Here is a 24,282-nt window from a genome sequence, read left to right on the forward strand (position 1 = left end):
TTTCAAAGCGATCCGCGATGACCATAAAGGTAGATGCGCCGAAGATGATTTCAGCCCGAATAAGTCAAGCCTAACCGAGCGACCTGGACGAGGCGATCGGTTGGGCTTCTTTGGCTTTGAATGTTGATGAGGTCGCTTGGATGATGTCATCGAATGGCATAGGCTGACGGCAGAGCAAGCGGCACTGGTAGAAGCAGGAGAAACGTCGTGGAGATCAAGCCCAATGGATCGCGCCCGTCTTTCGACGCGCCGGCCGAATATTTCACCGGCAGCGTACGCCAGGAACCATTGATACAGGCGCAGGCACCGGCTCGTGTCCAGGTGATCAATGTCAGCTTCGATCCCGGCGCCCGCACGGCTTGGCACACCCATCCCTTCGGCCAGACTTTGGTGGTGACGTCCGGCAAGGGACTTGCGCAGAGCTGGGGCGGCGAAATCCGGGAGATCAATGCCGGCGATGTCCTCTGGTTTGCTCCGGGCGAAAAGCATTGGCACGGCGCCGGGCCGGACACCGCATTGACGCATATCGCCATTCAGGAAATGCACGACGGCAAGGCCGCCGAGTGGATGGAATATGTAACCGAAGAGCAGTATCGCGGATAAAACAGCGCGGCGGTTCCCTCAGACGAGATAGCCGCCGAAACCTTACATCGATGGAATGCGCAGCTTCGTTGGCATCAAGATCTTCGGATCCGATTTATCTCGGCTATATGCCGGATTGATCGCGGGGTCCTCGAAAGTCGGTGTTGCGTGCAGCCGGCGCAGATTGTCTTTTTCCCGTTCAAATCGCTTTTTCCGTTCGCCGGATTTGTCCGATCCCCGTGAAAGCGATTCATGATGGTAAAGGCAGGCGAATGGCGTCCATATGATGCGAAAACCGGCCTTATGGGCTCGCAGGCAATAGTCGACATCATTGTAGGCGACAGCGAAATTTTCTTCATCGAACGTGCCGATGGCTGTGGCACAGTCACCGGAGATCAGCATGACCGCGCCGGTCACGCAGGTCACCGAATTGCGGACGTGCAGCCTGTTCATCGGACCGCCGAAATCTCGGGGCTTGTTCAGATACCAATGACCTGCCAGCCCGCCGAAGCCGACCATAACGCCGGCATGCTGGATCTTGTCGTTCGGATAGAGAAGCTTGGCGCCGACAATGCCGGTTCCTTCATAGGCAAGACAGGCCACCATCTCCTTCAGCCAGTCGGGCTCGATAATCTCGACGTCATTGTTGAGGATCAGATAGTGCTCACCTTTGGCGGCGCGCAAACCGCGATTGATCGACCGGGAGAAATTGAAGGGTTCGGGCGTGATCGCGACCGAAAACGCTGGCTGCGATTTGCGGTAGTGCTCATAGAGATCCAGAACGGCTTTGTCCGAAGAGCCGTTGTCGATGACAAGCACCTCGAAATTGGCATAGTCCGTTCGCTCGAAGATGTCCTTCAACACCCTGGAGATCAGGTCGAAACTATCCTTGCTTGGAATGATGATGGATATCTTCGGCCACGAGGTCTCCGGACGCTCGAACATCACGCGATGCAGGGTATCCGTCAGTGCCCCCTCGACGCGAACAGGCTGCCGTTGGCGATCAAATCGTTCGACAAGCGCTTTTCTGGCATTGGCGGTCGCAGCATCCATGAATTTCCGCGAATAGGTGCGTCCATTGCGCCGCCACCAATAGGCGGGGTAGGGCAGGTGAAGGATGGTATTGTCGGGCAGCCCTTCCAGATAGCGCAGCAGGAGATCATAGTCCTGCGATCCGTCATATCCGGTGCGGAGATAGCCGATCTCCTGAAGCCGGCTGCGGCGGTAGATGGAGAAATGATTGATGTAGTTGACCCCCGTCAGAAGAACGGAGTCATAGGCCGGTTTCAACATCAGACCCGTAGGCTTCAGTGCATCATCGACAACCATTTCATCGGTATATAGAAAATTTGCATCGGGATTTTGCTCCAACGTGCGTCGCACGACTTTGAAGGCATGAGGGGCGATCACGTCGTCATGGTCCAGGAACGCGACCCAAGACCCGCGCGCATGCAAAAGTCCGGCATTGGTGGCGGCCGCTATGCCGCCGTTCTTCTCGTTCAGAACGAAATGGACATTGTCTTTCGATCTCTGCGTCTCGAACCATCGCCGCGTTTCCGGCAAGGTCGATCCGTCGTCGCTCAGGATGAGTTCCGTACCTTCTTCGTTTTGTGCGTCGAAGGATCTTACGAGATCTTCGAGATACCGTACCGGGGCGTTGTAGACCGGGACGACAACGCTGAGCCATCGTCCCGCCGTCCGGGAAACAGGGGCAGCAGTGAGATCGGCGGCAAGCCGATAGCTTGCCTCCGCATATTGTATCGTTATGCTCCGCGAACGCTTTCCGAAGGCCAGCTTTGGCAGCTTCGTCCAGTATTGCGCAAGTTTACCGAGATCGACCCGTTCGGCTTGCCCGTCTGCACCCAGCAGAGTTGAAATATGCTTCTCAGCCGATTTCGCCGAAGAAAATGCCGCAACGTCGAAGCTGAACTTAGTCGGAAAACTTGTCGGGTCGGCACGGAGCGAGCAGATGGTGCCGACTGCTCCCACATCGGCCGTAACAATGAAGCGGCGCCCTGCCGACAGCGTGATCGCATCCTTTTCCCGAAAACCGCGACCGCGATTGATGTAGAACTTCGGATCGATGTCCTCATCGGTGCTGGCTATATGAATAACGACAAGCCTCCTTCTAAAGGGGGCGAATCGAATTTCGAAAGCAGGATCGTCGCCAAGGGATTTCCATAGATTGGCATCCGCATCGGGAGAAATCTCGCGTTGAAGATCGTCGTTGGGTAAAATCTTAAGTGTCATTGATTCATCAATATCCAAATTCCGGCAGCGAGAGCATCGCCTTGGCTGGCCATCAAGCCATATCATCAAGTCCAACGAAACGTACGCCTGGAAATGCCAGCGTCGCGTTCTGCCGCATTTTTTCTATGGATTGTAGCGTCGCATCGCGCGCGGCAATTCGCCGGTCCCGACCTTCCGCAAGCTGATCGATTGCCATCAGCCATTCCTCCGGCGTGTTCCCGATGTGAATCTCTCCAGCGACGGCGCAGCGTGTAAATGTCGCGCATCGGGAAAATATGGCGGCGGCTCCCATGCGGCTTATATCGATCCGCTTGGTATCGGCGCGGCTGTCGTTGGTTCTTCCCGCCAGGAGCGGCGCCAAGGCAATATCGGCACCATGATCCGCGGTCCTCGCAAGATAGGACGACCACGGCAATTGCGGGCGGATCGTCATCCGACCCGGATCGATATCCTGACGACGCCATCGGCGCGCAATACTGCCGTCGGCAAAGACCTCGAAATGTAAATTCTTATGCTTGTCCATGGCGGAGCTGACGATCGGCATCAGGAATTCGTGCTCACGACGGTGAATGCCGGTCGCATGATAGACCATCTTGAGCGATGCAGTCGTTTCGTCCTCGATCTCGGCCGATCTCGGGGCGAGTCGGGATGGCATCGGCGCAAGGATGTCGACCTTATGGCCCGAGTTTGCCAGTGTATCCGCCAGGTGCTCCGTCGAGGCCCACAGGTGGGTGAGCCGTCGGTTGAGGCGCGGGAGCGGTCGGATCGCGAAATTGAGCAGCCTGAATTTATAGGGCCAACTGGCTTCGTCGCCCGCGATGACGGCGGGAATATCGTCGTCGATGAAATAGGCTATCCCCGCCAGGCTCTTTTGCCTGTGCTCCAGCCAGCGCAGTTGCGGCCCCTTGATATAGCGGCAGATGACGACAAAAAGCCCCTGGCAATCGACGTCGTCCAAGCTGTCATCAAGCCCCTTCAGGATGACGGGAATATCGGCAAGGGCCCTGACGCGTTCATCCAGATAATAGCTGACGCTCGGGTTGGGATATCGCGACAGGATGAGCAGTCGTTTTGCGGGGGCGCGAATGCCGCCAAGAGATGTGGCGGAATGCCGCGGCTTGGGTATCAATCCGTAAATGGCGTCGCGCAGACTTTGCATGGGTGACTGACCGAACGTGATCACCCCAAGCGATTTCGCAGGGTTGTCAGCAGGCCGACGACAATGCTCCAAATCAGCAAGGTGGCTACTAAGACACCACCGATCCAGAGCCCTCGTCTGGGATACTCCGCTTCGTCCGGAAGGTCCGGCGCAAGAAAGGTATCGAGATAGAGGAGCTGTTGCTTGCTGACAAACTGCACTTGCTCCAACGTCTTCATGGCTATGGCGAACTGCTGTTCGGCGAGACTCTGTTCCAATTGTCGCTGGGACATGTCGACCGACACGTCGGCAAGGTTCCGCTCGGATTTATTCTGTCCTGCCACCTTGCTGTTCAGATCATCCAGTTGCTTCTGCTTGCTGTCGATTTCGCGCTTCAGAACCTTCATCTGTGGCGCATTGGGCGCCACCGTCCCGAGCAAGGCATCGTATTTCTGCTGAAGGTTGATCTTGTCCGTCTGAACGCTGGTTATCAAGCCCGAGAGAATTGCCGATGATCCCTCGACACTGAGGACGCCCGTTTGGTTACGGGCGAGCTGAAGCTGCTCCCGCGCTTTCTGTAGTTGATTCTTTGCATTGTCCAAATTGGTTTGAGCAGTGTTGATGACGTCGCGCCAGATGCGGGTGTTGACGTCGTTGACCACCGCTTCGGAAGCGGCAACGACCTCCTGCAATATCTTCTGCGCATCGGCGGCTGAAAAGGCACGGACCTTGACCGTTACGATGCCGCTGTTGGCATCGATTTTGACCGAGACCATATCCTTCCAGTAGTCGAGCATTTTCTCCGATGTCGCATCCTGCTTGAGCCTCGCCAGCGGGTCGATCGCCGGATTTCCATAGAGTTTTTGGAAGTCGACCTTGTTCCGGAGTGCGGCCACCATATCTTTGCTGGCAATGAAATTGGTAACGATCAACGTATTCTGAACGATCTGCGCCGATGGCAGGCCGGTTACCTTGGCCAGTTGGTCCTTCCCGAGCGCAGGCGTCGAAGACCGGACGGTAAAGCGCGTTTCGGATTGATATTGATCCGAGGCCATGCGTGTGAAGTAATAGATCGAAACGGCATTCGGAATAACCAGAAACAATACCGTAAAAGCCAATATGGCCCTTCCGAGGATTTGTTCCATCGGGCGGGGACGCAATCCGACTGCTTTGTAAAACTGGCTTCGCTTCGATGTCGAAAAGCGCAATTTGCGCGCAGTCACCGACAGTTTCGCGGCAACGTCGCGGCTATGCTGGATCGCACTGAGCTGAACAGTTTCAGATGTCTTTCCGGTATCGTGAGCCATATGGGACCTTGTTGACAATCCGTCGCATCTTATCTGTTCAATCTATAGTAGGCTTCGATGGCCTGCTCGACCTGATCGAAAAATATAAGTCTGCCGTCGACGAGCACCATTCCCTTGTCGCAATGCGATTTGATCATGCTCATGCTGTGCGAGATCATGATGATGTCGGAATATTTCCGCCGGCTGTCAAATGCGACGCGGCAGCGCTCCTGGAACCGAGCATCGCCCACCGCCAAAACTTCATCGACGAGATAGCATTCGAATTCGATAGCCATGGAAAGCCCGAAGGCCAATCGGGCGGCCATGCCGGAAGAATAGGTGCGCACCGGCGCATTGATATAATCGCCGAGCTCAGCGAACTCTTCGACAAAACGGGAGACTCGCCTGACATCCTCGCCATAGGCGCGGGCGACGAAGTGAAGATTGGCGCGGCCAGTCATATAGGGATTGAAGCCGCTGGAAAGGCCCAATGGCCAGGACACCCGAACATCCTTGGAGATCTTGCCTGAATTTGGCAGCATGGTGCCGGCGATCATCCGCATCGTCGTGGACTTTCCGGCACCATTGACGCCGAGCAGACCATAGGAATAGCCAGACATGAATTCGCAGCTCACGCGATCCAGGATCACTTTTTTGCTATTCTGCGTCTTGAAGTGTTTCGATACGTTCTTGAAGCGGATCATCGCGCCTTTCTCACTTATATCCGATGATCCTCTACCGACGCCCAGATCAACGAAAGAGTTGTCCAGAGAACGGCCAGGCCGAGCAATATGATCAGTGGTGTGGTAATCCGGTGAGGAAATTCGGCTTCATCCGGAAGCGCCGGCTTTACGAAAACCGCCAAGTAAAGCGTCTTTCGAAGTGCCTCCGCGAGGACCGCGTCGTAATTCTTCTGGGAAGCCTCATAGAGCTTCTCCGCGATCATCCGGTTTGTGTCGAGCTTGGAGTATTCGAGCAGTGCTTTGGCGAGGCTGGCGTTTTCCGGCCCGGTCAGTTCTGCTTTCTTCTTGTCGATCTGAGCGTCGAGGCTCTGTAGCGCGAGCGTGAGCTGCTGATAGGTCGGAGAACCCTCGGCATGGGATTGCTTCATCACGAACAGGCGCGTTTCGAATTCGAGCTTCTGCGCAAGGAGCCCCGTCAGCAGCGCGCTGCTGTCCTTCGCCTGCGTCTCCGGGCTGAGAAGCCCGGATTGATGTTGGAACTGATTGAGTGCAGCCAGGGTGTCGTTATAGGCTTTGCCGCTTTTCTCGACGTCGGCCTGCATGCTTTGCACGATATCGTTGCGTGCACGTTGGGAGAGCTCGTTGATCAACGATTCGCTCTCTTGAATGATGGCGTTGGAGAGCTTTACGGAATCATCGGGCGTGAATGTGCGCACCTTCAAAGTGATGATGCCGGAAGAGACGTCGATATAGGCGCTAACGTGGTTTTCCCAATAATTCAGAAATTCCTCATCGGATTGGGACGAGCGGAATCGAGATAGAAAATCGGCGTCCTGCCGCGCGAACATCGATCGATAGTCGAGTTTTTCGCCGATCCGTTTGAGAATCTCGGTGGAGTGAATGAAGCTCGTGACGACATAGGCGTCCTGTGACGCAGAACGCATGTTGAGAAGGCCCGCGGCGCCGTCGGATCCGCCGCTACCGTCGCCCTTGTCGTCCGAACTGGTGCCGGAGAGGGCACGGACGGCGAAGCGGGCTTCGGCAACATACTGATCCGAGGCAATGAAGACGTAGTAGATCGAGCTTGCCAGAAACGGCAGGATAACGATCAATAGAAAGCTGAGGAGCCTGAGTGGCGGTTTGCCGCCTTCTTGGGGGGTGGGTTCGTGCGCGCCGGGGGCCGGTATATATTCGATATCTTCCAGGTCAGTGTGCTGGTGCCGTTCCGGCAGCCTTCGCCGAAACAATGACGGCAGGATGTGCCGTACTGGCTTTACCCGCGGATATTGCTGATCGATTGTCTCTTCAATGGCTATTTTGGGCATATCGGCTTGCATTCGCTTTTTGCAATTCCGGCGCGGTTGGTTTCATCGCCTCACGCACGTAATGATCAAAAATCAAATCTTCTTCGAGTATCAGTTCGGCAATATGCAACGAGCGCAATCTCGTCGCAACGTCTTCCAGAGCGGAATGCCGCGAGGGCAGCGGAAGATCGCCTATGGAAATGCCAAGCAGCTCACCGATCGCGTCCTGAAAATGCAGGCTATCGGCATCGTGCCCGACAATGGTGAATCGTGAGAGCAGGTCGATCGCCGCGGCGACGTCGCTGCGCTTGACGAGTTGCTCGGGAGTGGTGGCGACCAGTTGGCGGGTGACGGGGGACAGCAGAACGTTTCTGACATTCTGCGACGCTTTCTTGAGCGCCGATTTAAGCGACGCCTCGCTTTCGAGATCGACATCGGCGAAATGCTCTGCGGCTGGCGCCAGGATGATCTTGTCCCGGTCGCCAAAGAAGGAAATCTGGGTTTTTGCCATTCGTTTCAAAAGGAATATGCGCAGTGCCAATTCGTAGTAGGGGTCTGTGAGCAGCACGATGGCCTTGAACCCCTTATCGAGAAACTCCTCATAATTCCGCAGCAGCAGCCGCCCGCTGATATAGATCGACTGAATGGCATTGAGATGAAAGGCCTGGAGCGCAGTTTCGTGGCCGAAGCGCTCCACGGACGACAGCTCATATTGGAAATGGCGGCCACAGTGATAATCGAATTTCGCCATGGGCACGAGTTGCGTTTCCAGACGCAGTATCTTCTGCGGAACCGGCTGCGATACCTGCGGCCGCCGGTAGATCAGCAACCCAGACTTGGCATCATGGATCATGAGCGTTTTTCGCTCGGCAATATCCGGAATGACAGACGCGTCTAATTTGAAGCCTACGCGCCCGTTTTCATGCCGCCCTGAGGCGACAACCGCCTCCTTGATCTGATCGCAAGGCAAGACCATCAGCTCGCCATCCACGTCGGATACCCTGATATGCGGCAGATCGGAAAATCCGTCCGGAATGAGATAGCCTTCCAGAACCGTGCCCCGATCATATTCGAGATTAAACAGCACGGCTATTCTCCGGCGTCTCAAGCTTGCCGGCAGGGAAGGAGCCTTGGCCCTCAAGAACCGTCAAATTGTCGTAGGTGCCTTCAAACACGTCATGATTATCCAAAATACTCTAGGGCGCAGAGCTTCGGCAGGCATGTGAATCACACAGCCGCATGCGCTTTGCGCGCCAGAAGAGAAAAGCACGGTCCACCGGAATGGCTGAAGTCCTGATCCTTGATTGTGATATCGCTGAATCCAAGCTTGTCCAGCAGGGTCAATATATCGTCTCTATGCATCCAAAAATGCCGATCCTTCATACCACCGCAGAAAGACGCGTTCGCGTTGGCATGTTGATAGCTGCGTTCGTAGTAGCGTACCGGAACGCCCTCGATCACCTTCGTTTCGACCTTTCCGCTGAAGGGATTGCGGCGCACATCGCCAGCAGGCATCGCTTCTTCCAGAAAAAAATGCGTCCAGATAAAAATGGCATTGGCGCGACTGGCCAACAGTCTCAAAAACTCTCCGGGATCGGCCATATGATAGAGGACGCCGGAAGCGACGGCAAAATCATAAACTTCACTGTGGTCGGTGAGCCACGCTTGAATATCGCCTAACAAAAACGACGCGGTGTCGATATCGAGAATCTGCCTTGTCACCAGGCACCGCAGGAAACAGAGCCGATTTGCTTCGATCGCATCGATTCGGGCCGGACGCTCGCGATGCAGCATATAAGTATGCATCCCCTCGAGGGGCCCGACTTCGAGTATCGTCTTCCCCGCAATCGAGCCAAACGATCGCAGAGCCCAGTCTATTCGATCGTCCGCGTAAAGATGATGTTTTCCGGCATTCAAGTTAAGCGCGACGGGAAAGGCGCTATTCCATCCGGGGAGGGCGTCAATCGCATTCTGATGGTCAGGTTTGCCCTGCTCGTATTGGTCAAATATCGCTTCCAGAGAATTCTCTGGCACCTTTTTCCTGGATCGCCTTGCAAAACCGAGCATCGACAGCACCTTCATTCCATCGGTATTTTGGTCCGGTTTCGAGACGCCTCTAAGCCGGTGGAAGAGGCCGGCTTTCAGCCGCCCTCATCCAAATCGCCGCAGCATCCTGCTTGGCCGGCGCGATCGCTTTACGGTCTGCTGCCATTTCCTGGGTCTGAGCCTTCAGGCGCTCAGCATCAGGTCCATGTTCTGGACCGCAGCGCCCGAAGCACCTTTGCCGAGATTGTCGAGCAGAGCGACGAGATTGACCTGAGTGGTGCCTGGCGTGCCGAATACGAACAGCTTCATCGTATCCCGGCCGGCCAGCTCGACGGCGTCGACGCGCGGCAAAGCGCGGCTTTCTGCCAGCGGGACGACCTGCACGATATCCTGACCGGCATAGTGGGCCGCGAGCACAGCATGGATGCTCTCCAGCGTCGCGCCTTCGGCGAGATCGTCGAGGTGCAACGGCACCTGCACGATCATGCCCTGCGGAAACTTGCCGACGGATGGCGAGAAGATCGGTGCGCGGTCAAGCAGGCCGTGCGTCGTCATCTCCGGCACATGCTTGTGAGTGAGCGGCAGGCCATAAAGAAAGTGCGGCGCGGTGATCGCATCAGGGTGATCGGCATTTTCCATCTGCGCGATCATCTGCTTGCCGCCGCCGGTATAGCCGGAAACGGCATTGATGGTGACGGGATAGCCATCTGGCAGGATGCCGGCAGCGCGCAGCGGCCGGATGAGGCCGATGGCGCCGGTGGGATAACAGCCGGGATTGGCGACGAAACGGGCAACCTTGATCTTGTCGCCCTGTTCCTTGTCCATTTCGGCAAAGCCATAGGCCCAGCCGGGATTGACGCGATGGGCGGTGGAGGTGTCGATGACGCGGACCCTGTTGTTCGCCGAGACCATCTTCACTGCTTCCTTCGATGCATCGTCGGGCAGGCAGAGAATGGCGATATCGGCGCTGTTCAGCATGTCTTCGCGCATCGCGGCATTGCGGCGTTCGGCTTCCGGAATGGACAGAAGCTCGACATCGCGGCGGTCGGCCATGCGCGTGCGGATCTGCAAGCCCGTGGTTCCGTGTTCGCCGTCGATGAAGATTTTCGGTGCCATTTTAATCCTGCTCTTTCAATAGGTTAAGAGTGTTTCCGGACTCGGTTTGCCATGGAGTTGATTCAAAATGATAACAGCTGCAATCAGCGGCTGCTCGCGCGCCTTTCCGCGTGGAGACCGAGCATATACATTGCCACTGTCGCTCCCGCAATGGCGGTGATGTCGGCATGGTCATAGGCCGGAGAAACTTCGACGATATCGGCACCCCTGATGTCGAGCTGATGCAGCCTCTGCAGCGCCGACAGGATTTTCGCACTCGACGGGCCACCGGCTACCGGCGTTCCGGTGCCGGGTGCGTAGGCCGGATCGAGGCAGTCGATATCGAAGGTCAGGTAGGCGGGCGCGCTCTTGGTGTGGGAGATGATCGTCGACGCAATGTCGGCCGCGCTCATATCTTCGACTTCATGGCCGTAGAGAAGCCGAATGCCGTAATCCTCCGGCGCGTGCGTGCGAATGCCGATCTGGATGGAGCGGTTGACATCGATCAAGCCGTCACGGGCAGCGCGTGCGACGAAGGAGCCGTGGTCGATTCGCTTGCCGTCGTCGAACCATGTGTCCTGGTGTGCGTCGAACTGCACCAACGACAAGGGGCCATGCTTGGCCGCATGCGCCTTCAGCAATGGCCAGGTGACGAAATGGTCGCCGCCGAGCGTGAGCAAAAAAGCGCCGCTATCGAGGATCGTGTTCGCTTGCCGCTCGATCTCCCCTGGCGTCTCCTGATGGTTGCCGTAGTCGAGCAGGCAATCGCCATAATCGATGACGGCCATCTCGGCGAAGAGGTCGCGGTGGAAAGGATATTGCGGATCATTGTCGAAGATCGCGGAGGCTCGACGGATCGCCTGCGGCCCGAAGCGCGTTCCAGGCCGATTGGATGTCGCCGCATCGAAAGGAATGCCCCATACGACAGCATCGACACCCTCGAGCGACTTGGTGAAGCGCCGGCGCATGAAGGAGAGCGCCCCCGCAAAAGTCGGATCGCTGGCAGCCGACGTCAGGCCTGTTGCCGAAAAGGCGTGATCAATCGACGTGCTCGGCAAGGGATTCTCCTCCTTTGTTCGCATGGAAACTATAGGCCCGCTCAACCCGGGCGACGCGGACTTGATATTGCTCGTACCAACGGTCGCGCCCGAGCTTTTGAGCCGCCATATGCGAGACGACGTTCTTCCAGGCCAGAATGCTTTTTTCATCCCGCCAGAAGGAAATGGTGATGCCGAAGCCATCGCTGCGTCTGGCGCTCTCAAGGCCGAAGCAACCATCCTGAGCGAGCGCCAGCGCCTCCATTTTCTCTCCCATGGCACCGTAGCCCTGATCGCCCGCGGTGCGGATGGAGGAAAAGGAGACGATGTAGTAGGGCGGCTCCGGCGTGGCGGCAAAAGGCGATGCACGATCATGTGTCATAGCGTGTCTCCCAAGGCGAAGAGAAGTAGAGGGCATAGACGTGGCATGCAAGCATCGGAGCTACAAACGCTATTTGCTTGCTGGCAGTGTGCATCGATACGCTTGCTTCACACAGGCGATTTGCGGCGTTGAACATTGCGCCTTTCCGTCGACAACGGCGCAGATCGAACATTGGTCGGTAAATTGCCGGCAATGCGGATTGGCTTGAAGGAAATCCCGCATGCTTTCCATGGGGACCGGTGCCGCCTCGATCGTCGTTACGGCATCCGCTGAAAGAGCCGCGGTTGCGCAGAGGGCTGCAAGCGCCAGCGAAGAGACCAAACCCAATCTCGTAGATCTCATGCCTGCCCCTGTCTGATTCCTGTCTCACCGATTGATGATACGATAACAGAGAAAAAGCGCTGACACATCTCAATGTGGAACATCGACCGCCGAGGGCATTGCAGTTCCGATAACTGAACACAACGAAAAAAAGGCCGGGCGAACCCGGCCTTTCCAAAATCCGATCTCGGATAAGCGATTAACGCTTGGAGAACTGGAACGAACGACGCGCCTTGGCGCGGCCGTACTTCTTGCGTTCGACGACGCGGCTGTCGCGGGTCAGGAAGCCGCCCTTCTTCAGGACCGAGCGCAGGCCCGGCTCGAAGTAGGTCAGCGCCTTGGACAGGCCGTGGCGAACGGCACCGGCCTGGCCGGAGAGACCGCCGCCGGCGACGGTTGCAACGATATCGAACTGGCCGTCACGGGCAGCAGCGACGATCGGCTGACGCAGGATCATCTGCAGAACCGGACGGGCGAAGTATGCCGTGTAGTCCTTGCCGTTGACGATGATCTTGCCGGAGCCGGCCTTGACCCAAACGCGGGCGACGGCGTCCTTGCGCTTGCCGGTCGCGTAGGAACGGCCAAGCGAATCGACCTTGCGGACGTGAACCGGAGCAGCAGCTTCCGATGCCGTGCCGAGATCCTTCAGGGAAGAGAGATCAGCCATTATCAGGCGCTCCTTACGTTCTTCTTGTTCAGCTTGGCCACGTCGAGAACGACCGGCTGCTGGGCTTCATGGGGATGGTTGGAGCCGGCGTAGACGCGCAGGTTCTTCATCTGGCGACGGCCGAGCGGGCCGCGCGGAACCATGCGTTCGACAGCCTTCTCGAGAACGCGCTCCGGGAAGCGGCCTTCGATGATCTGGCGAGCGGTGCGCTCCTTGATGCCGCCGGCATAACCGGTGTGCCAGTAGTAAACCTTGTCTTCGTACTTCTTGCCGGTGAAGACGACCTTGTCGGCATTGATGACGATGACATTGTCGCCGTCGTCGACGTGCGGCGTGAAGGTAGCCTTATGCTTGCCGCGCAGACGCATTGCGATGATAGAAGCGAGACGGCCAACGACGAGCCCTTCGGCGTCGATGAGAACCCACTTCTTCTCCACCTCTGCAGGCTTCTGGGAGAAGGTAGCCATGTTGAATACTCTCTTTTGGATCCCCGAGCCCGAAGGCATCAGGGCGTTTCTTGTTGCTTGGTTTGGCGAGCGAAACACGCGCCAAAAAGAAAGCAGCCCGGAAAGGCTGCGATCTGGTGCGGCTTATAAAGGGAATGGGTGAGGAGGTCAATAAGAGGAGATTTTGCAGTCTGAAAAATTACCGATTAAAATCAATAGGTTAAATATACGGTGTGTTAATACCACATATTTCTTGTCTCTAAGCCAGCCTCAGAACCAATACACCCCCTGCAATAATGGCACCGGCCACATAGCGCCAGATGCTCGATCGCTCCTTCAGGATAACCACCGAAATCACCAGCGCGAACAGGATCGATGTCTCGCGCAACGCCGCCACCATGGCGACGGGAGCCTTTGTCATCGCCCACAATGCCAGGCCGTAGGATGTCAGCGAACCGCCGCCGCCGATCAGCCCGCGCCACCAGTTGTAGCGGACGTGGGCGGCGACGACGGAAACGCCACGCCGCGAGATCGCCCAGGTGAACAGGAGTACCGGCGGTAGGAGCGACATCCACAGCGTATAGGATATGGAATTGCCGGAAAGGCGTGCGCCAATGCCGTCGACATAGGTATAGGTGGCGATGACCACCGCGTTGGATAGAGCGAGCACGATGGCCTGCCGGCCGCCCTTGCGGGCTTCGAAGGCAAGCGTCAATATCCCGGCGCAGATCGTCATCGTGCCGAGCAGCGCGCCACCGGACAGCGCCTCCCGCAAGATAAAGCCACTGGTCGCCACGATGATCAGCGGCGCCACCCCGCGCATGAGCGGATAGACGAGGCCGATGTCGCCGGCGCGGTAGGCCGCGGCGACCAATTGAAAATAAGCGAACTGCAGGATCGCCGACGCGCCGATGAATGGCCAGGCGGCCGAAGCCGGCAATGGCAGAAACGGTAGAAAGGGCAGGGCGGTTGCCGCGCCGCCGGCTGCAACCATGGCAGCATCCAGCGACTTGTCCGTTCCGGCCTTGATGATGGCGTTCCATGTTGCGTGCAGCAGGGCGCCGAAGAGAACGAGTGCAATAACGTCAGCGGACAAGGAGACCTCGGGATTGCGCGGCAACGGGCAAAGGTTTGACGATTTGTGGCTATGCAGGTGCCATTTGCGCCTCAATGCGCCAAAAGGCAACAAAATGTGTGGGTTTTCATGCGCCTGGCCGTCCTTTCTTTCAATAAACCCAATAGAAAAACATGGTTGTGCGTTCTTCGTTTGTTCGATTTGTTTGCGCAACCATGAGATGTTTCTAATTTATAGGGGAATGAAGCGGGAACAAAAATTGCATGCCGGGTGAACGCATGACGCGGGGTTATTTCGATAACATCCAAAGCGCTGTGAGGGTGTTATCGTAGTACCATTGAAGGCAGAAATTGTAATGGAAAGAATCCCGCTGCTTTCGGTTGGCTAAACTCATTGCGGGCGCAGGAACCACTCTGCGTCGGAAATTCGAGGCTTCCTGCAGGCTGAGCCACATCTTTCGTGAAAGCCGGACAACCTGTCGCTGCTATCGACGCGGGATGATCAGATCATCCTCGTCGAAATCGGTCGACGGCCGGCAGATATAGACAGGGCAATCGGCTCGGTCCTTGGTGGGCATATAGTCCTGATAGGCATAAAAGCCGGTATCGCAGGCATTGCTGTCTGAAACGAAGCGATCATAAAGCGTCATGTTGCGCACCCTGGAGGACGGATAGCGCATGATGACAGCCCGTTCGCGGTCGATGATCGCCTTCGCCTGGCCGCAGGTGAAGGACATGGAATTGTAGCGCGAGATCGCCAAGGCCGGCGTGGCCGCAGAGGCGATCAGCAGGCTCAGCAGAACGATTTTTTTCATCGGAGCAATCCTCCTCGAAATTGTTATAATGCTTATATATACGCGAAAGCCGCGGCCGTGGTTTCCGGATTTGTGGCAAAACGCAAGTGTGATCCAATGGGAGGCTCTGTGATGAACCATGACCGTTATGAGGATTCTTATATCGCCGACATTCTTTTATCCGTGCGGACCATCGCGCTTGTCGGCGCATCGCCCAATCCCGCGCGTCCAAGCAACGGCGTCATGGCCTATCTGATGGCGCGAGGCTATCGCGTTATTCCCGTCAATCCCGGACAGGCCGGCAAGGAGATCTTCGGACAATGGGTTTTTGGCCATCTGGCCGATATCCCTGAACCGGTTGACATGGTCGATGTTTTCCGTGCGCCGGAATATCTGCGATCGGTCGTCGAAGAGACGATCATGATCGAACCGCGGCCACCGGTCATTTGGGGCCAGCTCGGCGTAAGGGACGATGCCGCCGCTGCAAGAGCGGAAGCGGCCGGCGTCAAGGTCGTCATGGATCGCTGCCCGGCTATCGAATATCCGCGGCTGGTCGCCTGACGCTGGCGGGCGCCGCCGACTGCGAAAAACCTGACATGCGATATCGCTGAAAGATGGCAGGTTTTTCCCTCCGGTGGAAAAGCTCGGCAAAGTTCGCGGTTAACTTTCAAGCCTGAGACGTTATGATCCTCCCGTCACAACAGGGGCGGGAGAAGAGAAGTATGCCGACGAATAATCCGGGTTTCGACACGCTGGCGATCCATGCAGGCGCGCAGCCGGACCCGACGACGGGCGCCCGCGCGACGCCGATCTATCAGACGACCTCCTTCGTCTTTCAGGATGCGGACCACGCCGCCGCACTTTTCGGGCTGCAGCAGTTCGGCAATATCTACACGCGCATCATGAACCCGACCCAAGCCGTGCTCGAGGAGCGGGTGGCCGCTCTCGAAGGCGGCACGGCGGGTCTTGCTGTCGCCTCCGGTCATGCCGCCCAGATGATCGTTTTTCACACTATCATGCAGCCCGGCGACAATTTCGTCGCCGCCAGGCGGCTCTACGGCGGCTCGGTCAACCAGTTCGGTCATTCATTCCGGAATTTCGATTGGCATGTGCGTTGGGCCGACCCCGCCGATCCGGCCACGTTCGAGGCTGAGATCGACAGCCGCACCCGCGGCATCTTCATTGAAAGTCTTGCCAATCCCGGCGGCACCTTCGTCGATATCGAGGCCATCGCCGCCGTTGCCCGCAGGCACGGCCTGCCCCTGATTGTCGACAACACCATGGCCACTCCCTATCTCATCCGGCCATTGGAACATGGCGCCGACATCGTCGTGCACTCGCTGACCAAATTCATTGGCGGCCACGGCAATTCCATGGGCGGCATGATAATCGATGGCGGCACCTTCGACTGGTCGGTCTCTGGCAACTATCCAATGCTGTCGACGCCGAGGCCTGAATATAACGACATCGTGCTGCATGCGACCTTCGGCAATTTCGCTTTCGCCATAGCCTGCCGCGTCCTCGGCCTGCGCGATCTCGGCCCCGCCATCTCTCCTTTCAACGCCTTCCTGCTTCTCACAGGCATAGAGACGCTGCCGCTGCGCATGCAGCGCCATTCCGACAATGCGCTCGCCGTCGCCCGCTGGCTGAAACAGCAGCCCAAGGTGGCCTGGGTGAACTATGCCGGCCTTGAGGACGATCCGAACCATGCGCTGCAACAGCGCTATTCGCCGAAGGGAGCGGGTTCCGTCTTCACCTTCGGTTTGAGGGGCGGCTATGAAGCGGGCAAGGGCTTGGTGGAAGGCCTGGAGCTCTTTTCCCATCTCGCCAATATCGGCGATACCCGCTCGCTGGTCATCCACCCCGCTTCAACGACGCACAAACAGCTCACCGACGAGCAGAAAATCGCCGCCGGCGCCGGTCCCGATGTCGTACGCCTGTCGATCGGCATCGAAGATGTCAAGGACATCATCGCCGACCTCGAACAAGCGCTGGCGAAGGTGTGACACGGAAGCGTTTCCGGATCGGGACGGAGGATTTATGACAACATATTTACGATTGGGCCAGGACGGCATCGAGCCGGAAGCCGGCGCTCCCGCTGACGATCGCGTCCTTTCCGGTGCGCCAAAGTTCCGCACCTGGAACGTCGAGGAAGCCGACGGTGGCCTCTATGCCGGCATATGGGAGGCGACCCCCGGAAAATGGCAAATCGTCTATGACGAGTGGGAGTATTTCCACATTCTTTCCGGTTATTCGGTCGTCACCGCCGAAAATGGCGAGACTTTTCATCTGCGCGCCGGCGATCGGATGATTCTGAGACCCGGCTTCAAAGGGACGTGGGAAGTCATTGAAACGACTCGAAAGGATTATGTAATCCGTCTTTGAAGGCGCTGCTAATCCCGCCGCCAAGCGATCGGATTAATCCGTAAAGGCGAGCCTTGTTGGGATGTGGGCAGGTATTCATCGCACGGCCGGGCGACGGCCATTTTCATTGCCGCAAGTTGTGTCACTGGCCTTTCACCAAACTGTCATCAAACTGAAACACTGCGAGATTAGAGGCATCACTGTCGCCAGGAGATTGAGGTGGGGGTACGAACCAATGGGGCGCTCCACGCTAATCTCCTGCTCGCAATCCTTTCATCACTCTGGGAAGTGAGTTCAATCATGTTGCAACAGAAATTTCGTTCGCTTTGCCTGACTGCAGGCTTCATCGCGGCTATGTCCGTCTCGGCCTCTGCTGCCGACATCACGGGCGCCGGCTCGAGCTTCATCGCGCCGGTTCTGTCCAAGTGGGCCGAAGGCTATAAGGCTGCGACGAACAATGTCGTCAACTACCAGTCGGTCGGTTCGGGCGCCGGCATCAAGCAGCTCCTTGACAAGACCATCGTGTTCGGCGCTTCGGATAAGCCGATGAGCGACGCTGACCTCGAGAAGAACGGCATTGCCCAGTTCCCGATGATCTCCGGCGGCATCGTCGTTTCCTACAACATTGAAGGCGTAAAGCCGGGCGAACTCGTTCTCGACGGCAAGACGCTGAGCGACATCTTCCTCGGCAAGATCGCCAAGTGGGACGATGCGGCCATCAAGGCCCTCAACCCCGAGCTGAAGCTGCCTTCCACGGCAATCTCCGTCGTTTATCGCGCCGACAGCTCGGGCACGACCTTCAACTTCACCGATTACCTGTCGAAGGTTTCGCCGGAGTGGAAGGAAAAGGTCGGCTCGAACACGGCGGTTGAATGGCCGGTCGGCTTCGGCGCCAAGGGTTCCGAAGGCGTTTCCACCACTGTCAACCAGACGGCTGGTTCGATCTCCTACGTTGAATATTCTTACGTCGTCGCCAACCACATCGGTTTCGCGAAGATGAAGAACGCTGCCGGCAAGGTTATCGAGCCGAGCCTCGACACCTTCAAGGCTGCTGCTTCCAACGCAGATTGGGCGCATGCCAAGAACTTCAACCTGATCATCACCAATCAGCCGGGCGAAAAGAGCTGGCCGATTGCAGCTTCGACCTGGGTTATGCTCTACAAGAAACCGGCCGATGCTGCTAAGAACGAAGAGGCTCTGAAGTTCTTCAAGTGGGCCTATGAGAACGGCCAGAAGGACGCGACGGCCCTGTCGTATCTCGCGGTCCCGGACAATGTTGCAGAGGTTGTCGAGAAGTCCTGGAAGCAGGACTTCGGCACGAAATAATTTGTGCTGGATGTGAAGTTGCGGCGGACCGGGCAATGGCCCTGTCCGCCTTTCGTGACAGGACAAGGGGAAATCGATGGCTGATGCGACTCAGACGGCTGGCTTCCAGGCTCTGGATACCACCGCCGCCACCAGAAAATTCCGGATGCAGGATCGGATTTTCTATTTTATGACGCTTGGCTCGGCTACTCTTGTCGTGCTTCTGCTGTTGGCAATTCTTGCCGTTCTTGTCATCGATGCCTTGCCAACCTTCCAGACCTTCGGGTTTTCGTTCCTCTGGGGTACCAAGTGGAGTGCTCCAGTCGATATCTATGGTGCCGTGCCTGCCGTGGTCGGTACGCTGGTGAGTTCGATCATTGCCATGCTGATTTCCATTCCGCTCGGCATCGGCATCGCCATCTTCCTCACGGAACTCTGCCCCGGCAGCCTGCGTCGTCCGATCAGCACGGCCATCGAGCTTCTGGCCGGCGTTCCCTCCATTATCTACGGCATCGTCGGTCTGTTTATTCTCGTGCCGTTGATGCAGAACTATGTCCTGCCCTTCCTTATGATGACGATAGGCCAGGTGCCGTTGATCGGCCTGCTGTTCCAGCCGCCGGCGCCGGGCGTCGGCCTGCTGACGGCAAGCCTCGTGCTGGCCGTCATGATCCTGCCGTTCATCACCGCGATCTCCCGCGACGTGTTCAGCACCGTGCCGCCGATGCTGCGTGAATCCGCTTACGGCATGGGCATGACCACATGGGAAGTGGCTCGCCACATCCTCATCCCCTATACGCGTCGCGGCCTTGTCGGCGGCATCATGCTCGGCCTCGGCCGCGCGCTTGGCGAAACCATGGCTGTCACCTTCGTTGTAGGCTCGGTTAGCCGTCTGCAATCGTCGATCATCTCGCCGTCAACTACCATTTCCGCCCAGATCGCGAACAACTTCGGCGATGCCGACGGTCTGCAATTGTCGAGCTTGATTGCGCTCGGCCTGCTTCTGTTCGTCCTTTCCTTCTGCGTGCTTGCAGTGGCGAGATGGATGATCGGCCGTGGCGATTCGCTCTGAGGAAAAAACCATGGAAAATGCAATTCGTCAGAATCTTGTGTCGAGGCGGTATGCAAAGAACCGGGTGATGATGGCCTTGTCCTTCCTCGCGGCCATTCTCGGCATATTCTTTCTCAGCGTGATCCTTGTAACCCTGCTTTATCGCGGCGTATCGGCTCTCAGCCTCGACGTGTTCACCATGTCGATCCCAGCCCAGGGCTCGCGCGGCGGCCTGATCAACGCAATCTACGGCACTGTGCTGGTCACGGGCTGCGCCATCCTGATCGCTGCGCCGATCGGCATTCTCGCCGGCACCTATCTGGTGGAATATGCCAACGGCACCAAGCTTGCCGAGGCTGCCAAGTTCATCAACGACATCCTGCTCTCCGCACCGTCGATCATCATCGGTGTGTTCGTCTACGGCCTCGTGGTCGTGCCCATGCACGGCAACTCTGCCATCGCCGGCATCCTCGCGCTGGCGCTGATCGCCCTTCCGGTCGTCAACCGCACGACGCAGGACATGCTGTTGCTGGTGCCAAATGCGCTCCGTGAGGCGACCGCTGCGCTCGGCGCGCCGCGCTGGAAATCCATGATGATGGTGATCTACCGTTCCGCCTGGACGGGCATCCTCACGGGCATCCTGCTGGCTGTCGCCCGTATCAGCGGCGAAACCGCGCCGCTTCTCTTCACGGCCGGTTACAGCAAATTCATGAATGCAGGCCTGACCGGTCCGATCGCCACGCTGCCGGTTGCCATCAATACGCTCGCCGCCGATGCCGGCGAGGATCTCAAACAACTTGCCTGGGCCGGCGCGCTGATCATCACCGTTGCCATCCTTGCCCTCAACATCCTTGCCCGTGTCTTGAGTGGGCGCCGCCAGTGACGCAGCCGCCGAACGATAGGAATGAAGCCATGAACATGAGCGACAGCAATTTCCAGAGCGTCAACGCACAGCCGGGGAAGGACGCCGTTTCCCAGTCAGGTCTCGGCACGCTCGCGAAACTTGAGGTGAAGAACCTCGATTTCACCTATCAGAACGGCCATCGCGTTCTGAAGGGTGTGAATATGAACATCCGCAAAAATGCGGTTACGGCCTTCATCGGCCCTTCGGGTTGCGGTAAGTCCACGCTGCTGCGCACCTTCAACCGGATGTATGATCTCTATCCAGGCCAGACGGTTTCGGGTGAGATTCGGCTGGACGGACGCAATATTCTCGCCAAGGACGTCGATCTGAACGATTTGCGCGCCAAGGTCGGCATGGTGTTCCAGAAGCCCACGCCATTCCCGATGTCGATCTATGAAAACGTCGCTTTCGGCATCCGCCTTTATGAGAAGATCTCCAAGGCGGAAATGGACGTCCGCGTCGAAGCGGCGCTGACGGAAACAGCGTTGTGGAGTGAAGTGAAGGAAAAGCTGCACCAGAGCGGACTTGGCCTTTCCGGCGGCCAGCAGCAGCGTCTCTGCATCGCCCGCGCCATCGCTCTGCGTCCGGAAGTTCTGCTTCTCGACGAGCCGACCTCGGCTCTCGACCCGATCTCGACCGCCAAGGTCGAAGAATTGGTATCGCAGTTGAAGGGCGAGTTCACGATCGTCATCGTCACGCACAACATGCAGCAGGCAAGCCGCATCTCCGACAGCACCGCCTTCATGTATCTCGGCGAGCTGATCGAATACGGCCCGACCGAACAGATTTTCCAGGCGCCGAAGGTCAAGCGCACGGAAGATTACATCACCGGCCGTTACGGCTGATATGGCAGAGGCGGGCGTCTCCTGCTTCCCAGTGATTTTGCGATGGCGCGCCTGCCCGGCACGCCATTTTGCATTTTGGGCGAGGTTTCGTGACCCGGCTTTGAACGACATCAACGCCGTCGAACTTAAATCACCAGGTCAATTCGAGCTTGTCCAGGCCGTGGAATTGATAGAGGTCCTTGACCTCCGGCGTCTTCTTGAGCTTCAGGCCGCGCAGGCGCTCGAACAGGATCGGCAGCACCGCATTCAGTTCCAGCCGCGCCAACGGCGCGCCGATGCAGAAGTGGATGCCGGCGCCGAAGGAGAGGTTGGGCGCTTCATTGCGGTCGGGTTTGAAGGCGAGGGGATTGGAGAATTTCGTTGGGTCCAGATTGGCGGCGGCGAGAATCAGCGCCACCTTGTCGCCACGCTGGAAGGAAACACCGTCGATCTCGGCCGGCTCCAGGCACCAGCGCTGAAATACATGCACAGGCGCGCAGATGCGCAGGGTTTCCTCGACCGTACGCTCCGTCGTCGCCTCGTCCTTGAAGAGCTCGGCCGGTGCGTAGCCGCTCTCCAGAATGACGCGAACGGAATTGCCGATCTGGTGCACCGTCGCCTCATGGCCGGCATTGAGCAGCACGATCGTCGTCGAGACCAGCTCGTCTTCCGTCAGATACTGGCCCTTATGCTCTGTGGTGATCATATGCGTGAGGAGATCGTCGCGCGGATTGGCGCGGCGCTCGCGAATGACTGTTTTCACGTAGTCGGCAAATTCCTTGGCCGCCTGATCGGCAGCAATCTCGTCCTCGGGCGTACGGCCGAATATGTACATGCGCACATAGGCATGCGACCATTTCAGCAACTGTGGCCCCATCTCTTCCGGAATGCCGATCATACGGGCGATCATCGTGACGGGAATGATGTCGGCAAAGGCCGACAGCAGTTCGACTTCGCCTTTTTTCTCGAAATTGTCGATCAGCCGGTTGGCGAGCTCCGCCAGCTCCGGCTTCATCTTCTCGACGTGACGGGAGACGAAGGCGCGATTGACGAGGGTTCTGAGCCGCGTGTGTTCCGGCGGCTCGATTTCGAGAAGCGAATGCTGTTCGGCAAGATCGAAGTTCTTCAGGTGCGGCTGCGGCGCAGGGAGGCCGAGTTCTTCGCGGTCGGCGATGTGCAGGATCTGCCGGCCGAAGCGGCGGTCGCGCAGCAGGCCGTTCACGTGATCATAGCCGGTGAAATACCATTGCTGCTGCTGTTCCCAATAGAAGGTGGGACATTCGGCATGCAAGGCGGCATAGACGGCATTCGGATTGTTGTAGAAGGCGGGATCGCGGGCATTGAGGGACACGCGACGCGCCACGGGATCGATGGAGAAAACGGAGGATGTGGTCATGACGAAAGGATTATCGGAATAAATCGGCCGGGAAAAGACCGTTACATCCGCGACAAAGTGCCGAGGCGGCGCAGCGCATGGATTTGATCGTCGAGCGTCGGCACAAGTTCACCGCCGTTCGGATCGGGCGGCGTATCCGTAGCCATTGCCGCTTCAGCCTCGCTGAAGACGATCGTGCAATTGCGGCCGGCGCGCTTGGCGGCATAAAGCGCCCGATCGGCGGCGGAAACCAGCCGATCCCAATTCGCGGTTTCGCATGGCATGATCGCCAGGCCGATACTGACGGTCGCCGGCACCAATGAGCGGCCGGCAAGCAGCGGCACCCGGCAGAACTCCGTGCGGATAGTCTCGGCGATCGCCTCCGCCTCCGCCTGGTCGTCGACAAGGATGAAGGCGGTGAATTCTTCGCCGCCCATGCGGCCGAATGCGCCGCTGCGAGGCACGAACTGCCGTCCGATACGCGCGAATTCGGCAAGCACGATATCGCCCGTCTGGTGACCATAACGGTCGTTGATCGCCTTGAAATGATCGAGATCGAATAGCAGCGTGGCGATCTTCTGCGAGTCTTTCTTAGGCTTTCCGGCGACAAGCTCGAAAAAGTCCTGCAGGCCGCGTCGGTTCAAAACGCCCGTCAGCGTATCCGTGATCGAGATCGCCCGCCAGCGTCGTTCGGATCGTTCCATCATCAGCCTGCCGCTGAGCGCGATTGCCGTTGTGATCAGCAGCGCGCTGCCAAGGGCGGAGTAGCTGCGATAGTTCAGCGCATCCTGGAGGCTGGGCTGCAGAAGCGTCATCGATATGGCGGAAACGAAGCAAAGGCAGGCGAGCGCCATGAAAACGAAGCCGAGCTGACCGCGCACCCCCTCGCGCCGGCCTTCCGCCGGGCGAATCGAAGAGGCGAGCAGCGTCGCGCCGACAGCGCCGGCGAGATCGTAAAGGATGACGCGATTGACGTAGCTCTCGTGAATCCAAGGCAGTTCGACGCCGGCAAACCAGATGAGCGGCGGGAACAGCGCCCGCCAGTCCAGCCTGCGATTGTCCAGCCAGCAAAAGCCCGCGATCCACGCGCTTTCGCCGAGCAGGGCGACGCCGTTGCCGACTTCGATCGACAGGAAGTCCGGAATGAAACCGCGCGCTGCCACAAGCGCGAACCCGACGGCGCTGACGGTGAAGCCCAGCGCCCACATCAAATAGGCAGGCGTCTGGCGATCATGCCGCCAGGCAAAGAAAAGCACGGTTGCGAGCGTAAGCGCCTCCGAACACCAGATGGTGAGGCCCGTGGTGATATTGAGCACGATATGCGTTTCTCCTTTACCGTGGCGCGTATATCGTCTGC

General features: G+C 57.9%; 26 protein-coding genes. 10 read left to right on the plus strand and 16 right to left on the minus strand.

Going from position 1 to position 24,282, the window contains the following annotated elements; translation table 11 throughout:
- Positions 1-207 precede the first annotated feature (207 nt).
- The gene (locus tag QA646_RS04425) at positions 208-603 is read left to right on the plus strand and encodes a cupin domain-containing protein (protein ID WP_283057829.1); all 396 of its coding nucleotides are present in this window, start codon (positions 208-210) and stop codon (positions 601-603) included.
- Positions 604-645: 42 nt separating this feature from the next.
- Here QA646_RS04425 and QA646_RS04430 read toward each other — a convergent pair whose 3' ends face one another.
- The 10 genes from QA646_RS04430 to QA646_RS04475 form a co-directional block, all read right to left on the minus strand.
- On the minus strand, positions 646-2,832 hold the full coding sequence (locus QA646_RS04430; protein ID WP_283057830.1) for a glycosyltransferase family 2 protein: 2,187 nt from the start codon (positions 2,830-2,832) through the stop codon (positions 646-648).
- A gap of 52 nt (positions 2,833-2,884) precedes the next feature.
- Positions 2,885-3,991, minus strand: coding sequence for a hypothetical protein (locus QA646_RS04435; RefSeq protein WP_283057832.1), 1,107 nt, complete (start codon positions 3,989-3,991; stop codon positions 2,885-2,887).
- Between the two features lie 20 nt (positions 3,992-4,011).
- Positions 4,012-5,088 (minus strand): capsule biosynthesis protein, encoded by a 1,077-nt coding sequence (locus QA646_RS04440; RefSeq protein ID WP_283057833.1) that lies wholly within the window; start codon positions 5,086-5,088, stop codon positions 4,012-4,014.
- A gap of 218 nt (positions 5,089-5,306) precedes the next feature.
- Positions 5,307-5,960 carry an ABC transporter ATP-binding protein gene (locus QA646_RS04445; protein ID WP_283057834.1) on the minus strand — a complete coding sequence of 218 codons (654 nt, stop codon included), beginning with the start codon at positions 5,958-5,960 and terminating at the stop codon, positions 5,307-5,309.
- A 14-nt stretch (positions 5,961-5,974) separates the two neighbouring features.
- On the minus strand, positions 5,975-7,264 hold the full coding sequence (locus tag QA646_RS04450) for a capsule biosynthesis protein (RefSeq protein ID WP_283057835.1): 1,290 nt from the start codon (positions 7,262-7,264) through the stop codon (positions 5,975-5,977).
- Entirely contained in the window at positions 7,245-8,330 is a 1,086-nt protein-coding gene (locus QA646_RS04455) for a hypothetical protein (RefSeq protein WP_283057836.1), read from the minus strand. The genes QA646_RS04450 and QA646_RS04455 overlap by 20 nt, the downstream gene beginning before the upstream one ends.
- Before the next feature lie 140 nt (positions 8,331-8,470).
- Entirely contained in the window at positions 8,471-9,325 is an 855-nt protein-coding gene (locus QA646_RS04460; protein ID WP_283057837.1) for a class I SAM-dependent methyltransferase, read from the minus strand.
- 147 nt (positions 9,326-9,472) lie between these two features.
- On the minus strand, positions 9,473-10,405 hold the full coding sequence (argC, locus tag QA646_RS04465; protein WP_283057838.1) for an N-acetyl-gamma-glutamyl-phosphate reductase: 933 nt from the start codon (positions 10,403-10,405) through the stop codon (positions 9,473-9,475).
- A gap of 83 nt (positions 10,406-10,488) precedes the next feature.
- On the minus strand, positions 10,489-11,442 hold the full coding sequence (gene speB / locus QA646_RS04470) for an agmatinase (protein ID WP_283057839.1): 954 nt from the start codon (positions 11,440-11,442) through the stop codon (positions 10,489-10,491).
- Positions 11,423-11,803 carry an antibiotic biosynthesis monooxygenase gene (locus QA646_RS04475; RefSeq protein WP_283057840.1) on the minus strand — a complete coding sequence of 127 codons (381 nt, stop codon included), beginning with the start codon at positions 11,801-11,803 and terminating at the stop codon, positions 11,423-11,425. Before QA646_RS04475 ends, speB begins: the two co-directional genes overlap by 20 nt.
- A 220-nt stretch (positions 11,804-12,023) precedes the next feature.
- On the opposite strand from QA646_RS04475, the gene QA646_RS30590 reads away from it, so the two are divergent.
- Positions 12,024-12,161 carry a hypothetical protein gene (locus QA646_RS30590; protein WP_349254257.1) on the plus strand — a complete coding sequence of 46 codons (138 nt, stop codon included), beginning with the start codon at positions 12,024-12,026 and terminating at the stop codon, positions 12,159-12,161.
- 162 nt (positions 12,162-12,323) lie between these two features.
- On the opposite strand, the gene rpsI is transcribed toward QA646_RS30590, so the two are convergent.
- Both rpsI and rplM read right to left on the minus strand, forming a co-directional pair.
- Entirely contained in the window at positions 12,324-12,791 is a 468-nt protein-coding gene (rpsI, locus tag QA646_RS04485) for a 30S ribosomal protein S9 (protein WP_028753976.1), read from the minus strand.
- Between the two features lie 2 nt (positions 12,792-12,793).
- Positions 12,794-13,258, minus strand: a complete 465-nt coding sequence (gene rplM / locus QA646_RS04490; protein WP_028753977.1) for a 50S ribosomal protein L13 — start codon at positions 13,256-13,258, stop codon at positions 12,794-12,796.
- On the opposite strand from rplM, the gene QA646_RS04495 reads away from it, so the two are divergent.
- A complete protein-coding gene (locus QA646_RS04495) occupies positions 13,257-13,400 on the plus strand; it encodes a hypothetical protein (protein ID WP_283057842.1) in 144 nt (47 codons plus the stop codon). The genes rplM and QA646_RS04495 overlap by 2 nt on opposite strands.
- 96 nt (positions 13,401-13,496) lie before the next feature.
- Here the strand turns inward: QA646_RS04495 and QA646_RS04500 are convergent, their stop codons facing one another.
- Complete coding sequence (locus QA646_RS04500) at positions 13,497-14,333, minus strand: EamA family transporter (protein WP_283057843.1); 837 nt, start codon at positions 14,331-14,333, stop codon at positions 13,497-13,499.
- A 463-nt stretch (positions 14,334-14,796) separates the two neighbouring features.
- Positions 14,797-15,126: a hypothetical protein gene (locus tag QA646_RS04505; RefSeq protein WP_283057844.1), complete on the minus strand. Its 330-nt coding sequence runs from the start codon at positions 15,124-15,126 to the stop codon at positions 14,797-14,799.
- Positions 15,127-15,237: 111 nt separating this feature from the next.
- Here QA646_RS04505 and QA646_RS04510 point away from each other — a divergent pair, with 111 nt between their 5' ends.
- From QA646_RS04510 to pstB, 7 genes are all read left to right on the plus strand, one after another.
- Positions 15,238-15,666, plus strand: coding sequence for a CoA-binding protein (locus QA646_RS04510; RefSeq protein WP_283057845.1), 429 nt, complete (start codon positions 15,238-15,240; stop codon positions 15,664-15,666).
- A 161-nt stretch (positions 15,667-15,827) separates the two neighbouring features.
- Complete coding sequence (locus QA646_RS04515; RefSeq protein WP_283057846.1) at positions 15,828-17,111, plus strand: O-acetylhomoserine aminocarboxypropyltransferase; 1,284 nt, start codon at positions 15,828-15,830, stop codon at positions 17,109-17,111.
- A gap of 34 nt (positions 17,112-17,145) precedes the next feature.
- On the plus strand, positions 17,146-17,490 hold the full coding sequence (locus QA646_RS04520) for a cupin domain-containing protein (protein ID WP_283057847.1): 345 nt from the start codon (positions 17,146-17,148) through the stop codon (positions 17,488-17,490).
- A gap of 333 nt (positions 17,491-17,823) precedes the next feature.
- Positions 17,824-18,795 carry a phosphate ABC transporter substrate-binding protein PstS gene (gene pstS / locus QA646_RS04525; protein WP_283058965.1) on the plus strand — a complete coding sequence of 324 codons (972 nt, stop codon included), beginning with the start codon at positions 17,824-17,826 and terminating at the stop codon, positions 18,793-18,795.
- 76 nt (positions 18,796-18,871) lie between these two features.
- On the plus strand, positions 18,872-19,843 hold the full coding sequence (gene pstC, locus QA646_RS04530; RefSeq protein WP_283057848.1) for a phosphate ABC transporter permease subunit PstC: 972 nt from the start codon (positions 18,872-18,874) through the stop codon (positions 19,841-19,843).
- Between the two features lie 10 nt (positions 19,844-19,853).
- Entirely contained in the window at positions 19,854-20,705 is an 852-nt protein-coding gene (gene pstA, locus QA646_RS04535) for a phosphate ABC transporter permease PstA (RefSeq protein ID WP_283057850.1), read from the plus strand.
- A gap of 29 nt (positions 20,706-20,734) precedes the next feature.
- Positions 20,735-21,571 (plus strand): phosphate ABC transporter ATP-binding protein PstB, encoded by an 837-nt coding sequence (pstB, locus tag QA646_RS04540; protein WP_283057851.1) that lies wholly within the window; start codon positions 20,735-20,737, stop codon positions 21,569-21,571.
- Positions 21,572-21,701: 130 nt separating this feature from the next.
- Here pstB and QA646_RS04545 read toward each other — a convergent pair whose 3' ends face one another.
- A complete protein-coding gene (locus QA646_RS04545; protein WP_283057852.1) occupies positions 21,702-22,946 on the minus strand; it encodes a cytochrome P450 in 1,245 nt (414 codons plus the stop codon).
- A gap of 41 nt (positions 22,947-22,987) precedes the next feature.
- Positions 22,988-24,241, minus strand: coding sequence for a GGDEF domain-containing protein (locus QA646_RS04550; RefSeq protein WP_283057854.1), 1,254 nt, complete (start codon positions 24,239-24,241; stop codon positions 22,988-22,990).
- Between the last annotated feature and the right edge of the window lie 41 nt (positions 24,242-24,282).

It is taken from the genome of Rhizobium sp. CB3090 (assembly GCF_029714285.1).
Taxonomy (GTDB): Bacteria; Pseudomonadota; Alphaproteobacteria; order Rhizobiales; family Rhizobiaceae; genus Rhizobium.

Bases quoted from the DNA above. Each gene is read 5' to 3' on its own strand.
- QA646_RS04495 (WP_283057842.1), top strand. From the start codon at position 13,257: ATGTTGAATACTCTCTTTTGGATCCCCGAGCCCGAAGGCATCAGGGCG.
- QA646_RS04475 (WP_283057840.1), bottom strand. From the start codon at position 11,803: ATGACACATGATCGTGCATCGCCTTTTGCCGCCACGCCGGAGCCGCCC.
- rplM (WP_028753977.1), bottom strand. From the start codon at position 13,258: ATGGCTACCTTCTCCCAGAAGCCTGCAGAGGTGGAGAAGAAGTGGGTT.
- QA646_RS30590 (WP_349254257.1), top strand. From the start codon at position 12,024: ATGCTTTCCATGGGGACCGGTGCCGCCTCGATCGTCGTTACGGCATCC.
- pstA (WP_283057850.1), top strand. From the start codon at position 19,854: ATGGAAAATGCAATTCGTCAGAATCTTGTGTCGAGGCGGTATGCAAAG.
- QA646_RS04450 (WP_283057835.1), bottom strand. From the start codon at position 7,264: ATGCCCAAAATAGCCATTGAAGAGACAATCGATCAGCAATATCCGCGG.
- argC (WP_283057838.1), bottom strand. From the start codon at position 10,405: ATGGCACCGAAAATCTTCATCGACGGCGAACACGGAACCACGGGCTTG.
- QA646_RS04510 (WP_283057845.1), top strand. From the start codon at position 15,238: ATGAACCATGACCGTTATGAGGATTCTTATATCGCCGACATTCTTTTA.
- QA646_RS04545 (WP_283057852.1), bottom strand. From the start codon at position 22,946: ATGACCACATCCTCCGTTTTCTCCATCGATCCCGTGGCGCGTCGCGTG.
- rpsI (WP_028753976.1), bottom strand. From the start codon at position 12,791: ATGGCTGATCTCTCTTCCCTGAAGGATCTCGGCACGGCATCGGAAGCT.
- QA646_RS04435 (WP_283057832.1), bottom strand. From the start codon at position 3,991: ATGCAAAGTCTGCGCGACGCCATTTACGGATTGATACCCAAGCCGCGG.
- QA646_RS04515 (WP_283057846.1), top strand. From the start codon at position 15,828: ATGCCGACGAATAATCCGGGTTTCGACACGCTGGCGATCCATGCAGGC.
- QA646_RS04445 (WP_283057834.1), bottom strand. From the start codon at position 5,960: ATGATCCGCTTCAAGAACGTATCGAAACACTTCAAGACGCAGAATAGC.
- QA646_RS04505 (WP_283057844.1), bottom strand. From the start codon at position 15,126: ATGAAAAAAATCGTTCTGCTGAGCCTGCTGATCGCCTCTGCGGCCACG.
- QA646_RS04430 (WP_283057830.1), bottom strand. From the start codon at position 2,832: ATGACACTTAAGATTTTACCCAACGACGATCTTCAACGCGAGATTTCT.
- pstS (WP_283058965.1), top strand. From the start codon at position 17,824: ATGTCCGTCTCGGCCTCTGCTGCCGACATCACGGGCGCCGGCTCGAGC.
- pstB (WP_283057851.1), top strand. From the start codon at position 20,735: ATGAACATGAGCGACAGCAATTTCCAGAGCGTCAACGCACAGCCGGGG.
- QA646_RS04460 (WP_283057837.1), bottom strand. From the start codon at position 9,325: ATGAAGGTGCTGTCGATGCTCGGTTTTGCAAGGCGATCCAGGAAAAAG.
- pstC (WP_283057848.1), top strand. From the start codon at position 18,872: ATGGCTGATGCGACTCAGACGGCTGGCTTCCAGGCTCTGGATACCACC.
- QA646_RS04520 (WP_283057847.1), top strand. From the start codon at position 17,146: ATGACAACATATTTACGATTGGGCCAGGACGGCATCGAGCCGGAAGCC.